Source organism: Gilliamella sp. wkB171 (genome assembly GCF_001693755.1).
Classification (GTDB): domain Bacteria; phylum Pseudomonadota; class Gammaproteobacteria; order Enterobacterales; family Orbaceae; genus Gilliamella; species Gilliamella apicola_F.
Genome location: NZ_LYST01000039.1, coordinates 86,594 through 99,448, shown reverse-complemented (window position 1 = coordinate 99,448; position 12,855 = coordinate 86,594). Strand labels below are relative to the sequence as shown.

14 protein-coding genes are annotated in these 12,855 nt (G+C 34.3%); 1 reads left to right on the top strand and 13 read right to left on the bottom strand.

Going from position 1 to position 12,855, the window contains the following annotated elements; genetic code table 11:
• Positions 1-47 precede the first annotated feature (47 nt).
• The 4 genes from A9G03_RS05460 to rplM form a co-directional block, all read right to left on the bottom strand.
• Entirely contained in the window at positions 48-458 is a 411-nt protein-coding gene (locus A9G03_RS05460) for a ClpXP protease specificity-enhancing factor (RefSeq protein ID WP_065798626.1), read from the bottom strand.
• A gap of 46 nt (positions 459-504) precedes the next feature.
• Complete coding sequence (gene sspA, locus A9G03_RS05455; RefSeq protein ID WP_065634574.1) at positions 505-1,137, bottom strand: stringent starvation protein SspA; 633 nt, start codon at positions 1,135-1,137, stop codon at positions 505-507.
• 349 nt (positions 1,138-1,486) lie between these two features.
• Positions 1,487-1,879, bottom strand: a complete 393-nt coding sequence (gene rpsI / locus A9G03_RS05450) for a 30S ribosomal protein S9 (RefSeq protein ID WP_034901366.1) — start codon at positions 1,877-1,879, stop codon at positions 1,487-1,489.
• Between the two features lie 11 nt (positions 1,880-1,890).
• On the bottom strand, positions 1,891-2,319 hold the full coding sequence (gene rplM, locus A9G03_RS05445) for a 50S ribosomal protein L13 (RefSeq protein WP_065566227.1): 429 nt from the start codon (positions 2,317-2,319) through the stop codon (positions 1,891-1,893).
• A gap of 274 nt (positions 2,320-2,593) precedes the next feature.
• Here rplM and A9G03_RS05440 point away from each other — a divergent pair, with 274 nt between their 5' ends.
• Positions 2,594-3,214: a YrbL family protein gene (locus A9G03_RS05440; RefSeq protein WP_065634575.1), complete on the top strand. Its 621-nt coding sequence runs from the start codon at positions 2,594-2,596 to the stop codon at positions 3,212-3,214.
• Here the strand turns inward: A9G03_RS05440 and pmrB are convergent.
• The 9 genes from pmrB to pbpC form a co-directional block, all read right to left on the bottom strand.
• Entirely contained in the window at positions 3,195-4,286 is a 1,092-nt protein-coding gene (pmrB, locus tag A9G03_RS05435) for a two-component system sensor histidine kinase PmrB (protein ID WP_065798691.1), read from the bottom strand. The genes A9G03_RS05440 and pmrB overlap by 20 nt on opposite strands.
• 29 nt (positions 4,287-4,315) lie before the next feature.
• Positions 4,316-4,981 (bottom strand): two-component system response regulator PmrA, encoded by a 666-nt coding sequence (gene pmrA, locus A9G03_RS05430; RefSeq protein ID WP_065634576.1) that lies wholly within the window; start codon positions 4,979-4,981, stop codon positions 4,316-4,318.
• 11 nt (positions 4,982-4,992) lie between these two features.
• Positions 4,993-6,657, bottom strand: coding sequence for a phosphoethanolamine transferase EptA (gene eptA, locus A9G03_RS05425; protein ID WP_082209406.1), 1,665 nt, complete (start codon positions 6,655-6,657; stop codon positions 4,993-4,995).
• Positions 6,658-6,766: 109 nt separating this feature from the next.
• Positions 6,767-7,306, bottom strand: coding sequence for a phosphatase PAP2 family protein (locus A9G03_RS05420; RefSeq protein WP_179854741.1), 540 nt, complete (start codon positions 7,304-7,306; stop codon positions 6,767-6,769).
• A 220-nt stretch (positions 7,307-7,526) separates the two neighbouring features.
• Entirely contained in the window at positions 7,527-8,210 is a 684-nt protein-coding gene (locus A9G03_RS05415; protein ID WP_065798624.1) for an amino acid ABC transporter permease, read from the bottom strand.
• Between the two features lie 2 nt (positions 8,211-8,212).
• On the bottom strand, positions 8,213-8,941 hold the full coding sequence (locus A9G03_RS05410) for an amino acid ABC transporter permease (RefSeq protein WP_065798623.1): 729 nt from the start codon (positions 8,939-8,941) through the stop codon (positions 8,213-8,215).
• A gap of 3 nt (positions 8,942-8,944) precedes the next feature.
• Positions 8,945-9,778 (bottom strand): ABC transporter substrate-binding protein, encoded by an 834-nt coding sequence (locus A9G03_RS05405; protein ID WP_442903107.1) that lies wholly within the window; start codon positions 9,776-9,778, stop codon positions 8,945-8,947.
• A gap of 282 nt (positions 9,779-10,060) precedes the next feature.
• A complete protein-coding gene (gene ndk, locus A9G03_RS05400; protein WP_065633554.1) occupies positions 10,061-10,486 on the bottom strand; it encodes a nucleoside-diphosphate kinase in 426 nt (141 codons plus the stop codon).
• A gap of 13 nt (positions 10,487-10,499) precedes the next feature.
• Complete coding sequence (gene pbpC, locus A9G03_RS05395; protein ID WP_065798622.1) at positions 10,500-12,797, bottom strand: penicillin-binding protein 1C; 2,298 nt, start codon at positions 12,795-12,797, stop codon at positions 10,500-10,502.
• Between the last annotated feature and the right edge of the window lie 58 nt (positions 12,798-12,855).

The window sequence follows — 12,855 nt, the reverse complement described above, 5'->3', positions numbered from 1 at the left end:
TTTATAACAAGGCAAATAACCTTGTTATAACAGTTATGAAAGGTTAATTATTTTACAACTCGGAATGGATTAGTTGTTTTTTTATTGGTTGTTCCAGATTGTGTGTCACTGTTTTTGGGCTGAGCATGATATTGAGGTTCATCTTCAAATCCCATTCCAACCCCATTTTCTCGTGCATAAATAGCTTCAATGGCAGCCATTGGCACAACAATATGTTGAGGAACACCAGAGAATCTAGCATTAAACTCAATTTGTTCATTAGACGCAAAATATTGACCTACTGAATGTGGCGCAATATTTAAGACTATCTGATTATTTTGGATAAATTCTTGAGGAACAATCACTCCATAAATTGAAGTATTAACAACAATATATGGCGTTAGTTCATTATCAATAATCCAATCATAAAAAGCCCTAAATAAATAAGGGCGTCTTGGTGTCATTTGTTCAAGATCCATAAAAACTACCTATTTCAACAGTTTTATCAACGAGATAAAAATTTATTTAAGATCTTATCTTTTTCTCATCTTCGGTTAATGAGTTAACAAAAGCTGGACGTTCAAAAATGCGTGCCATATAAGCTAGATAATTCTTCTCGGCTACTTTTGGCAATTCAATACCAATCATTGGTAAACGCCATAGTAATGGGGCAAAATAACAATCACATAATGTGAAATCATCACTCATAAAATACGGTTTTTCTTTAAACATAACCGAAATTGAAACCAAATCATCAAGCAAATTTTTACGCGCAGTTTTTGCAGCTTGGCTGTTAGGATCGGCAATGATGGTTTCATAAGCGCTATACCACTCTTTTTTAATGCGGTACATGGTTAAACGAGAATTTGCACGAACAATCGGATAAACAGGCATTAAAGGTGGATGAGGGAAGCGTTCATCAAGATATTCTAACGCAATATGAGGTTCATACAATGTTAGATCGCGATCAATCAAAGTTGGAATTGTACCATAGGGATTAAGATCTAGAAGTTCTTGAGGTAAATTATCTGCCGTTACAAACTCAATTTCAGCAGTTACCCCTTTTTCCGCCAGCACAAAACGAATTTGATGGCCGTAAATATCTGTTGTATCACAAAATAATGTCATTACAGAACGTTTATTAACAGCAACAACCATGTTCACTCCAAATATGCAAAATTAAAAAAGTTTAGAATTTAACTATTCTAGCAAATTGGATAACAAATTTGTTAAAAAAAATTAATTTTCTTGTTATCTTTCTCTAAACAATAGCAATTTGACAAAAGTTTAAGGATAAATATACATCTTAGAACAAAGGATTGAATTTAGTTAACGTAATAAACTAAATTAAAAACAATAAATTAATAAAATTAATGTGTTTTATCAATTAACAAAATTACATTTACCCGTCAGACTATTAATTAGCATCTAATTACTATCCATATAAAAAAACCCAGTCGAAACTGGGTTTTTGCAAACAATTTTGTAACCTTTGTACAAAAAATAATTAACGTTTGCTGAATTGTGGACGACGACGTGCTTTGCGTAGACCCACTTTTTTACGTTCAACTTGACGCGCATCACGAGTAACAAAGCCCGCTTGACGTAATGAAGAACGTAAAGTTTCATCATATTCCATTAATGCACGAGTAATACCGTGACGAATCGCACCCGCTTGACCTGAAATACCACCACCTTTAACAGTGATGTAAAGATCAAGTTTGTCAGTCATTTCAACTAACTCTAAAGGTTGCATCACAACCATACGAGCAGTATCACGACCAAAGTATTGCTCTAATGAACGTTTATTAATAACGATATTTCCACTACCTGGTTTAATAAACACGCGAGCAGCAGAACTTTTGCGGCGACCTGTACCGTAATATTGATTATCAGCCATCTTCTATCCCCTTAAATATCTAATACTTGCGGTTGTTGTGCCGCATGATTGTGCTCATTACCAGCATAAACTTTTAGTTTACGGTACATTGCACGACCAAGAGGACCTTTCGGTAGCATGCCTTTGACAGCAATCTCGATGACTTGTTCAGGATGACGTTCAATCATTTCTTTAAAAGTCGCTTCTTTAAGTCCACCGATGTAGCCAGTATGACGATAATAGATCTTATCAGTGCGTTTTTTGCCTGTTACAGCAACTTTTTCTGCATTGATAACGATAATATAATCACCTGTATCAACATGTGGTGTATATTCTGCTTTGTGTTTACCACGCAAACGGCTTGCGATTTCAGTAGCTAAACGACCTAACGTTTTACCTGCTGCATCAACAACATACCAGTCGCGTTTAACTGTTTCTGGTTTAGCTGAAAAAGTACTCATTCGTAATTATCCAATTTTTAATTAATCTCACGTTAATAAATCATTTGATTTATTTACACTTTTTGATTGTTGCTATTAACTAACTAACCCCTTCGAGTTGTTACATTAACTTTGACAACCGAAAACAGTGTTGGGAAAAACACTGTTGTAACGTGGGTTGCAATATTATACAGAAATATAATAAAAGCGCTACATTTTAAATAAAAAATCATGGCATGCGAAAACACTTGCTGATAAACTCTAAGCAAACTTTCAATAACGCGTTAAAAATTAGATGGAAAATTTAATTCAACTTACCGAAAAAGATTATATAAGCAAAGGGTTACACCGTAAATGCTATCACCATCCTGATGATCCGAATAAGTGCATCAAAGTCAATTATAATCAAGGGGCAGAAGAAGAAACCAACCGCGAAATAGCCTATTATAAGCATCTTATTAAACGCCACATATCATGGGATGCATTAGCACAATATTACGGTCCGATAAACACTAATTATGGCCAAGGTCATGTGTTTGAACTCATTCGTGATTATAACGGTGAAATAGCGACTCCACTTGAAAAATATTTGTTGGATGAAGAGCTAACCAAACAATATTTTGATGCATTAGTCATCTCGCTAAAAGCATTAAAAACAGCATTGTTAAATGATCGAATTATTACCATGACAATCAAAAGTAAAAATATTCTATTTCAACATTTATCACCAAAAGAAAATCGCTTAATTATTATTGATAATATTGGTAATTCGACATTAATTCCTATCGCTAATTATGTTTCTTATTTTGCTAAAGCCAAAATTGAACGTACTTGGCAACGGTTTTTAGCTTCATTAATCAGAGAAAACAAACACAATCAGTTAATCACTCAATTAGTTAACGAGGTGAATCAGTAAGGCGCAATGTTGCTACTGCACCTTTGATATTATCTTGTCTATTGCTAAGGGTGAATACGCCATGATGTAAATTAGATATACGATTAACGATGCTTAACCCAAGCCCTATTCCATTATGTTTTCTATCCATACGGAAAAAAGCTTGGGTCAGTTTTTCACTTTTTGACTCATCAATGCCCATCCCTTCATCGATAACCGAAATAATGATATCTTTGTCGTCTTTAACACAACTAACAGTGATGTTAGTATTTTCAGGGCTATATCGGTGAGCATTTTCGACTAAATTACGAACTAATAGACGAATTAACGTCGCATCACCATTAAACGTTACAGTATGGTCAATAACCTGCCACAAAACTAACTGATTTTTTTGCGAAGTTAATTCGCTTAACTCATCGGTTAATGGAATCATGACATCTTGATAAAAATTAATTTTTTGATATTGACCAATAGTAAATTTTTGACTGGCTCTAGCGAGCATCAATAATTGTTCAACTGTATTGACCAAACGATCAATTCGTTCAATTAATTCATGGCAATCAATGTGATGTTTAGTTTCTAATAATTCCAAATGGAGACGAATACCGGCTAAAGGCGTTCGCATTTCGTGAGCAACATCAGCAGTAAAAAGTCGCTCTTGTGATAACGTGTTATTCAATCTTAAAAATAGATTATTTAGTACCGTAGTAATCGATTTGATCTCTCGCATATTACTAATTGGGGCAATGGGTTTAAGATTTTCTTCAGTACGTTGGTTAAGATCGTGCTCAAGAACTTCTAGTGGTTTTGTTATCCATTTAATTGCCTTATAAGCTAAAAATAACGTAACTAGCATCATCGAAAAAGCTGAACAAAATAAAGCAAAGATAGCTTCAAGTTCTTCATGTTCGACAACTTCGTCAATTTTATTTTGGCTTAAAGTTAAATTCACTAAAACATCAATCTGTTCTTTACTTTCATGCCATAACCAAAACACGGTGATGATTTGACAAATCAGCATAATAGCGCCCAAAGTAAAAAATAGATTCCAGCGAATTGTGTGACGAATTTTACTGATAGAATTTATGATCATAAAATTTTTTCTTAATTGATTGTGCATAGTTAATCGTCTTGAGTATTAAGCTGATAACCGTAACCTCTTACAGTGCGTATCAAATTTTTACCCAATTTATTTCGTAGCCCATGGATATAAACTTCCAGTACATTTGAACTCGGATCACTTTGCCAATCATACAAATCATTTTGTAACAGATCTCGATGGACTTTTTCACCGGCTTTTAACATTAATCGAGATAACACAATAAATTCCTTAGGGGTAAGCATCACTTCTTGATTAGACATAATGGTCTTTTGTTGTTTTATATCAATGGTGATAGGACCATAACTAATAAGGTTTTCGGCAATTCCCTGATGCCGACGTATTAGCGCTCGAATGCGTGCTAATAATTCGGTCAAAGCAAAGGGTTTAATTAAGTAATCATCCGCACCAAGATCTAATCCTTGAACCCTATCTTCGATAGTATCTCGAGCGGTTAATATCAGTACTGGTATACTAATTTTATTTTTACGCCAGCGAGTTAAAAGCTCAAGTCCATCACAATCAGGCAAGCCAAGATCTAAAATAATTAAACTAAATTGCCCAAATAATAAATGTTGTTCAGCTTGTTCTCCTGTTGCCGCCACTTCACAAACATAACCATTAGCGGTGATACCATCATACAACCCTTTTTGTAACAGATTATCATCTTCAACAATTAATATTTTCATGATTTTTAAACCTATCCACGAGCATTTTTACAATAATTCAAGCTATCGAGTGATTGATTATACTCTTTAGTCTGAATAGCAAAAATGCCTAATAATAAATGAAACAAATTATCATGCGATAAAAGGTCCTGTTTTGCATGATTTTTTATACATGCTGTATTGATACGATTTAACTTTGCTAAATGCTGAGAAATCCACAAAATAAATGGAATTTTAGTTTGTTGTGCTGGCGCAATTGAATAAGGAAAACTGTGTAAATATAGACCATTTTCACCTAACGATTCGCCATGATCGGATAGATAGATCAGCATTGTGTTATAGTTATTTTGCTTACTTTGTAAAAGTTCAATCGTTTGATTGATAATATAATCAGTATACACAATCGTATTATCGTAAGTATTAACCAAACTGCCTGAGTCACAATTAGTTATCTGATTAGTATCACATGTTGGCGTGAATGTTCTAAATTGTTCAGGGTAGCGTTGATAGTAATTTGGACCATGACTACCTAAAGGGTGTAAAACAATTAAGGAATCTTTATCAAGATGTTGCAGCTTTATCGCTAACTCCTTGACAAGCACTTCATCATAACACCCGCCATCTTGGCAAAGTTTGCTGCCACTATTTATATACTTTTTAGTTATATTTTCATTTTCAATCCTGTTGCAAACACCTTTACAACCAGTATTATTATCCAACCAAATCACATTTATACCTTGTTTGTTTAGAATATCGAGTATATTTTCTTGGCGTAAAGCTGAAGCTTCATCGTAATTTTTACGTTCCATATTCGAAAACATACAAGGGATAGAAAATGCAGTATAAGTACCACACGACGTTGTATTTTGAAACGAGATAACATCATCACGTTTGTTTAACAAAGGCGTTGTGTTTTTACCATAACCATTTAGTGCAAAATTTTCACTACGCGCTGTTTCGCCAACAATTAGCACAACAACTGTTTTAATAGATTTACTGTCACTATCAACAACTTGCCGATGAGCATCATCCCCAATCGTTAAAAAAGGGCGATGTTTATTTTGTTCAAATTGATATTGTCCATATAGTGCACCAATATAATTGGATGGAAGTAGATATTTGATTATTTTGCTATTATTGCGCATAAACGTAGCATAATTTTTGTAAAAAATAAGTGCAATAAGCCCGACCAAAAGCAGCGCTAATAACACAATCATGACATGCTTAAATAAAAAATATAATCCTATCGTTCTTGGTTTAATTTTAACAAGTATAATGACAACACAGGGTAAAACACCTAACAGTAAAATACAGTTTATTAATTCAAATGTTATCATTGGTGCCGATTCAGTAAAACTCGTCTCTAACGTATTTTGCAACATACTGCGATCAATCATAATGCCAAATTTGAGCATAAAATAAGAGAGTGCTGAACCGATTATGACTAAACTACTTGCTACTATTTTAACTAACCATTGATTTAATAGCAGAGTTAGCAGGATAAAAATGGTACAAAAAACAACAACAGGCATGGATACAAAAAAGGCAATATTTTCAAAAGAATCTAAAGATAATTTGATTAAAACTTGTTTGTAAAAACTGATATTCAAAATTGTCGCTTGATATACTGCAACTGACACAATCAACGTACGCAGTGATATAGGACGAGATAAAAGCATTTGAATTATTCTTTTCATAAAAAACCTATACTACATTTATACCTATCCCTAAAGGAAGTTCATGTTTAGCTATCAACGTTAATGAATATGTAAAAAATGAATGATGTTTATTTAATAAAAATAATGCTTAGGGAATAAAAATCATTGATAGAAATTTATAAATAATCGGCCATAACTTTTGTATTAAATAAGCTGAAATTAAACTCACTATAAAGCCCCCTACTATGTCTAATGGCCAATGGACACCTAGGTAGACACGGCTCCAACAGACTAAAATAGCCACGACGGTAAATAGCAATAAAAGTTTTTTTAATTTAGCGCCATAATTTAAGCAAATGACTAAACAAATGGTCCAAACAAAAACCGCATGTTGGCTAGGAAAAGAACTTGTTTTATCGTGATATAAATAATTGGTCCCTATATTTTGTGTAAAAGGACGCGGTAAATAAAAGAGATGGCGAAGAATAAAGGTGACCAATAATGCTAAAGCCAAGCTAAGTGCTATTTTAATAATTAATTGTCGAGAACAAGGTTGTAAAAACCAATAAATGCCTAAAACAATAACAGGCAAATAGACTAAATAATTTGCACAAAAAACAGCAAAATAGACAAATGTTTTTGAGGCTTGTTCTGATGCATTGATGAGTAAAAAAAGTTGAGTATTCACATTGTGCCACATAAAAAAAACCTATGTTATTTATTATATGGACTAATTTAATGAATAAATCTTAATTCAACCTTAATAAAATAAATTTCAAATATAAATTCCATATCAGTTTGATATACCAAATAAGTGGAATAATACTCTATTTGATAAAGAGATAATAATTTTACCAAACTTAAAATAGTCATAAATTATGGTTAGTTAGGTGGGTCAACCATATTGATTAATTAATACGAAATAGCCGACTTTTTGATAGCATAGATAAAGAAAAATCCAACAACCAACAAATAATAAAATAAACAACAATGACAAATAAAAATATCTCGGTTGGATAAACCATACTACGATTGTTAATCTGTGTTGCAACAAAAGTAAATTCGGCCACACCAACAATATAAGCTAAAGAGGTATCTTTGATGAGTGAAACCCATTGATTAACAAAAGATGGCAACATCATTTTTAATGCTTGCGGCAGAATAATAAAAATAATAACTTGTCTTTTAGTTAAACCTAACGAATAAGCGGCTTGCCACTGTTCTTTGGCAATCGCAATCATACCCGCATAAACTGAATGACCAATATAAGCCGCGCCAATTAAGGATAACGCGAATATCACAGTAGCTATAGCCGGCACATCAATATCAAGTAATATAGGTAATAAAAAGTAAGTCCAAAAAATTAGCATAATGACAGGAATAGCTCTTAAAAAACCCAATAAACTAATTAATATATAACGACATATACCTTTGGTCACCGTTAAGCCTACCCCAGCTAAAATCCCCAAAAGTGTAGAAAAAAAGATAGCCGCAATGCTCATTAATAGTGTCAAAAAAATGCCGCCAGGAAAGTTTCCCCACATTAAATAATCTAGGTTATTCCAAATAAGTGCTAAACCTTTAAGTTCCATAATTAAACCTTGTTACCAAATTGCAGCCGTTTTGCCTGATAAATATTGCCGATCGTGCCTACAATCACTATAGCTAAAATATATAAAAACGTTGCAATGGCAAAATCCTGAAAAGTTTTAAGCGATTCAGTTTCTACTTGTCGAGAAACGTAAGACAACTCTAATACGCCAATGGCCATGGTCAGGGATGAATTTTTGATAATATTCATATATTGACCAATTAATGGTGGGAATGCGATACGAAAACTTTGCGGCAAAATAATAAAACGCATACTTTGCCACCAAGTCAACCCGAGTGCCGATGATGCCTGCTGTTGACCTTTACTCACTCCGGATATTCCTGCTCGAAATTCTTCAGCAATAAACGCACTAGAATAAAATGTTAAAGCAATCAAACCAATAATAAATTCAAATGACGGCATTTTTAAAGTGAACAAAAATAAATTAATCTGTGGTTCATCAAATAACCACATTTTAAATTCAGCAGGTAATAAACTTCCAATGCCAAAGTACCAAAAAAACAGTTGAGGCAATAATGGCGAATAACGAAAAATGGCGTTATAGCTAATTACAACGCCTTTGATAATTTTGATATGACTTTGTTGAGCAATAACTAGCAAAAAACCCAATAGAGTAGATAAAATGATTGTTAAAACCGAGATAGCAATAGTGACTAAAAAACCATCCCATAACCACCATAAGTACCGTGGTTCTAGTAACTGCTCAAACATAAATTATAAACCTTGACCTATTTTAAAATCACCGCGCGGCATAGCTGATTTGGTTTCTGGTCCAAACCAACGATTATAAATCGTTAACGCTTCACCATCATTTTCAAGTTTTAATAGTATTTGGTCAACCTTTTCTTTCAATCGAGTTTCCCCTTTTGGAATACCAACAGCTTGATATTCTTGCGTAATACTAAATGGCGAAATTTCAAATGCAGCGCGTTGTTCGTCAGGAACATTTGCTAATAACCCAATTAATTTAGCATCATCTTGAGTAATAGCTTGAACCACACCATTACGCAATGCAGTAAAAGCAAAAGGCGTATCATCATATGAGATCACTTTAGCTGTTGGGTACTTTTCACGTAAAGTAATTTCCATTACCGTACCTTTATCAGCACCAATACGTAAATTTTTTAAATCATCAGGCGATTTTAATAACCCTTTTTTGGCAATAAATTTTTGCCCGGTAGCAAAGTAAGGTAAACTAAAATCGACTGTTTTAGCGCGTTCATCAGTTACCGTAAAGTTTGCTACAATTAAATCTGCTTTTTGTGAGGTTAGTAAAGGAATACGATTAGCGGGATTAGTTGGTACAAGATCAACTTTAACCTTTAACGCTTTAGCAATTTCATTGGCATAATCAACATCAAGCCCTGCAATTTTATTCGTTTTTTCATCAATAAAGCCAAACGGCGGATTACTATCAAATACGGCTATTTTAATTTCACCGCGTTTTTCAATATCATCCAAACGATCCGCAAAAGCAGAGTTCGTTCCTAATAAACTACCAATTAATGCTACTACTGTTAGCGTTTTAGTTAAAAATTTCATCTTGATTTCCCCAAATAAGGATAGTGTTAAGTACAACTAAAGTCTAACAGCAAATAACTCAGGTAAATAAATAATAAATTTTTACATGCTTATAACTAATAGTTATATTAAAAGCGGCAACCCTACTTTCTCATGATTGAGTGACTAATGATTGCTGTTTGTTAATTAAAATGCTGAAAAACCAATACTTAACGTTGATATAGATGGTTAATCAAAAATATTTTTAGATGTCTGTTTGCGCGATATGTTGTTGCTAACTCGAATAACATCTTCATTTTATAAACCGCTTTAGCTTCCTACTATTTCATTTTCGACAAAAAAGTAAGCAATCTCTCTTTCGGCTGATTCTGCTGAATCCGAGCCATGTACTGCATTTTCAGTCACACTGTCAGCAAAATCTGCTCGCAACGTGCCCGCAGCGGCTTTAGATAAATCGGTTGGCCCCATCAATTCACGATAGCGTTTAATTGCATTTTCACCTTCAAGAACTTGCACAACAATTGCACCAGATGTCATGAATTTTACTAAATTGTCAAAAAACGGTTTACCTTGATGTTCAGCATAAAAGCCCTCTGCTTGTTCTTTTGTTAACTTTAACATTTTTAAAGCAATGATATTCAATTTTGCTTGTGATATACGAGTTTCAATCTCACCAATTATCTGTTTACGAACTGCATTTGGCTTGATAATTGATAAAGTTCGTTCTATAGCCATGAGTTAATCCTTATTAATTGAAGGTAAATTTGACGCGCGCAATTTGACCACTTTCATCTAGCAATAATAAAAAGTGTTCACCTTTTTGTGATAAAGTGACTGCAACTTTATCACTATCCATCGAATGTGCAATAAGATTGCCATCTAAAAACCACCATTTTTCCCCATATCCCCCCTCAGGTGTTAAATCAACGGTGACTTGATTATTGCCGGGCAATGCTCTAAGTAGTTGTTTATCATTTAACCCAACAATATTGAGTGGTGAGAAAATATCTTGCCCCATTACCGGACAATGTTTATCAATTGGTGGCAATAAAGTCCGCCTTTTCTCTTTGGTTAATAGAAAGTTTTCTAATGATACTGGCCATAGTGCGACTTGTTTTTTTTGCGCACTGGGGCAATCCGCCGCCACACGCTTACCTTGTTCATTAACCCAAATCGTTATCCAACCAGAACGATAAATATTATTTTTTAACTCACTATAGGTGCTTAATGTTGGTGGAACAATATTATTCAATACCCATGCTGTTTTTTGACGGTGACAGTTCGCATCTGACTCAGGAAGCGGTTGCCCTAATGGCCAACAAATTTTTATAGACGATACTGATTCTGGTTTTTCATAAGCAGTAAGTGGTCGATTTAAACGGTTTTCTCTATTTAATAAAATAGAATTAACATGTTGTAAAATCGGCATTGCAGAGATTGAACCATATTGCCCCACAACAGGCGTTCCATCAGGTCGCCCTACCCAAACCCCAATTAAATATCGTGGATTAATACCTATCGCCCAAGCATCGCGATAGCCATAACTGGTTCCGGTTTTATAAGCTAATAAATTATTATTAATTAGCATTTGTCTTGTTATCCAACTGCTACCATCTGAAATAAGGGGTTTATTAATTAATGGCTCTTGTTGAGTAAAGCGCAAAGAACTCACCTCACCATGCCTTGCAAATGCACTATAGGCGCTGACAAGATTATCCATTCTCACTGAAGCGCCACCTAATATATACGAGATATTAGGCTCATTTGCTATGGACGATAAAGGTAAACCAATGCCAGCCAATTTACCGGCAAATCGTTTTGGTCCATATAACTCAATTAATTGAACTGCTGGTAAGTTTAATGATTTACTTAATGCATCCGATGCGCTAACCGGGCCATTGAATCCCTCATCAAAATTAGTGGGTCGATAATCAGTAGTAATACGTGGAACATCTTGTAATAACGACTCAGAGTGAATCATGCCATCATCAATGGCAAAGGCATAAATGAAGGGTTTTAGTGTAGAGCCTGGCGATCTTAACGCACTAATCATATCCACTTGGCCAAAGCGCTCTTTGTCATTAAAATCAGCTGAACCAATATACGCTTTAACTGTCATATCAGTATGATCGACAACTAAAATAGCCAATGATGTTTTAGGCGGTAGTTGTGCTGCTCGGTTTATGGCTAAATCTTCTAAATTATATTGAAGCGAAGCATCAATAGTGGAATGAATAATATCCTCATTCGGATATTTCTGTTTTAAACGATAAGCTAATAAAGGCGCCAACTGCGGCGTTTTTCGTGGATAGACCCAAACTTCGTCACGTCGAACTTGATCGATCAAATCATTGGACCACACCTTATATTCCGCCAATCTATCTAATACTTTATCGCGAGCTTGCTTAGCTCTTTCAGGAAATCGATCAGGCCTCAATCGACTGGGCGCTTGAGGTAATACGGCTAATAATACAGCTTCACTTCTTGTTAACGCTTTGGGATGTTTACCAAAATAGGACCAGCTTGCTGCGCCAATACCTTCTATTGTGCCACCATAAGGAGCATGATTAATATATAAAGTTAAAATCTCTTTTTTACTATAATGTAATTCAAGTTGCAGGGTTCGAAAGAGCTGTTTTAGCTTACCGAGCAGAGTTCGATCGTGTGGATATAATAATCTCGCCACTTGCATAGAGAGAGTACTACCACCGGAAATGATTCGATCATTGGATATATTTTGCCAAGCAGCACGAACTAAAGAAACCGGATTGATACCAATATGATCGTAAAAATAACGATCTTCATAATTTAATAAAACGTCAAGATAATAGTCTGGCACTTCATCAAGGCTGACCGAATAACGCCAAACACCATTTTGATCTGCAAATCGCCATAAGGGTGTTTCATCTTCAGCAACAACCGTTTGCGTAGTTTTATTTTGGGAAATAGATAATGGAAAAAGATGATCAGCAATCAAAAAACTACCGACTAATAAAACTAATAATATCAATACAAATTTGAATAATTTATAAAAGTGTTTTTTCATTATCGTTGTTATGTGACCTTGCTAAATATACTTACAAATAAAAATTCCGCCAAATATT

Coding starts and splice junctions, on each gene's coding strand:
- rplM (WP_065566227.1), bottom strand. CDS start 2,319: ATGAGTACTTTTTCAGCTAAACCAGAAACAGTTAAACGCGACTGGTAT.
- pbpC (WP_065798622.1), bottom strand. CDS start 12,797: ATGAAAAAACACTTTTATAAATTATTCAAATTTGTATTGATATTATTA.
- sspA (WP_065634574.1), bottom strand. CDS start 1,137: ATGGTTGTTGCTGTTAATAAACGTTCTGTAATGACATTATTTTGTGAT.
- pmrB (WP_065798691.1), bottom strand. CDS start 4,286: ATGATCATAAATTCTATCAGTAAAATTCGTCACACAATTCGCTGGAAT.
- eptA (WP_082209406.1), bottom strand. CDS start 6,657: ATGAAAAGAATAATTCAAATGCTTTTATCTCGTCCTATATCACTGCGT.
- ndk (WP_065633554.1), bottom strand. CDS start 10,486: ATGGCTATAGAACGAACTTTATCAATTATCAAGCCAAATGCAGTTCGT.
- A9G03_RS05415 (WP_065798624.1), bottom strand. CDS start 8,210: ATGGAACTTAAAGGTTTAGCACTTATTTGGAATAACCTAGATTATTTA.
- A9G03_RS05440 (WP_065634575.1), top strand. CDS start 2,594: ATGGAAAATTTAATTCAACTTACCGAAAAAGATTATATAAGCAAAGGG.
- pmrA (WP_065634576.1), bottom strand. CDS start 4,981: ATGAAAATATTAATTGTTGAAGATGATAATCTGTTACAAAAAGGGTTG.
- A9G03_RS05460 (WP_065798626.1), bottom strand. CDS start 458: ATGGATCTTGAACAAATGACACCAAGACGCCCTTATTTATTTAGGGCT.
- A9G03_RS05410 (WP_065798623.1), bottom strand. CDS start 8,941: ATGTTTGAGCAGTTACTAGAACCACGGTACTTATGGTGGTTATGGGAT.
- rpsI (WP_034901366.1), bottom strand. CDS start 1,879: ATGGCTGATAATCAATATTACGGTACAGGTCGCCGCAAAAGTTCTGCT.